Raw genomic sequence first — 1,350 nt, 5'->3', positions numbered from 1 at the left:
GCCGGGGCTTCCGCCGGGGCCTTGGGCTGCTGGTCGGGGAGGAGGTAGGCACGGCGCCATCGCAGGAAAGGGCGTTCGATGCCGTGGAACGTGACCACGGCCGCTGCCAGTGTGATCGGCAGGACTGCCGCCGCCGCGGTGATGCAGGCATCCACCACCGGGCGTCCCGTCAGTTCGATCCACCAGCGACGGGAGATGAGCGCGGTGACGATCATGTAGTGGAGCAGGTAGACGGAGAAGCTTATTTCGCCGACCTTGGCGATACCCCGCGAGACGAGTCCCGTCGAGGAGACGGTGGCCACGTAGGCCAGAACGACCAGGGACCAGAGAGCTCCTTCGACGTCGATCCAGAGCAGGCGTGTGGCGTGCCCTTCCTGGAAGGCGTGGGTCTGGTTGAAGGCCCAGACCGCGCCGGTGATCAGGGTTGTCGCGAGGGCGACCTTCACAAGCCCCTGGAAGCGCGCCCGGTGGTGGACGAAGAACCAGGCGGCCACCATGCCCATCAGGAACTGGTCGATCCTGCCCGCGAGGCTGTAGTAGAGCATCGAGTTCACGTTGATGCTGCCGGTCGCCGAGGCCCACACCAGGGTCCGGATCACGGCGATGGCGGCCAGGAGTTTGAACAGGGCCGTGGGGCCGTGCTTGGTGAGCATCCTGCTGAACAGCGGGAACAGCAGATAGAACTGCAACTCGACCGCGATGGCCCACCACATCTTCGACACCGCCCCCAGGTCCAGGGACCCCGGCAGGTTCCCGAGACCGGCCAGGGACTGGACCACGGCCAGCAGGTCCGCCCCCTGCTTGTGGGCGCCGACTCCCAGGATGATCAGGGCGATGTAGAGCGGGAAGATCCGCAGAACCCGGTTGCCCAGGAACCGGCCGTAGTGGACGTCCTTGCCCAGGGTGCCGATGGTGAAGATGAATCCGGAAAGGACCATGAACAGGGCCACCCCCGTGTGGCCTTCCAGCACCAGGGTGCCCAGGGGGTTTTCGGTGTACAGCCAGGCGCGCGGGTCGCTGTCGGTGGTCTCCCTGAGGAACGGAGAGATTATCTGCGTTCCGTGGCAGAGGAGCACCAGCACGGCAGCGTAGGCACGCAGATGATCCACTGATACGAGGTACTGCCGATTGCTGCTGCGCATGAGTGGACGACAGCATCCCCAATGGCCGTCAACACAGCACATTTATGTGCGCTCCCCCTTCTGCTGGATGATTTCACCCGTCCGAGCGGTGTCGGCAACATGCGGACGCCACCAATTGCTTCGATGCAATCGACTGGTGGCCGGGAGCGTGTGATTCGCAGCTGTGACCCTTCCTGCGTGCCGGGTGGCCGCTCGATCACCCCTACAC

2 protein-coding genes are annotated in these 1,350 nt (G+C 64.9%); one reads left to right on the top strand and one right to left on the bottom strand.

The genetic code is table 11. The features are described 5' to 3' along the window. Window positions 1-1,142 (bottom strand): acyltransferase family protein (locus ACQKIP_RS47570; protein ID WP_427745883.1); only part of this gene is annotated, 1,142 nt, incomplete at its 3' end. A gap of 21 nt (window positions 1,143-1,163) precedes the next feature. Between ACQKIP_RS47570 and ACQKIP_RS47565 the strand changes: the two genes are divergently transcribed. Further along, the coding region (locus tag ACQKIP_RS47565; RefSeq protein ID WP_427745882.1) for a hypothetical protein at window positions 1,164-1,350 on the top strand (187 nt) is incomplete at its 3' end.

The organism is Streptomyces sp. NPDC059900 (assembly GCF_050270335.1).
Lineage (GTDB): Bacteria > Actinomycetota > Actinomycetes > Streptomycetales > Streptomycetaceae > Streptomyces.
This window is presented reverse-complemented; position numbering and strand designations above follow the sequence as displayed.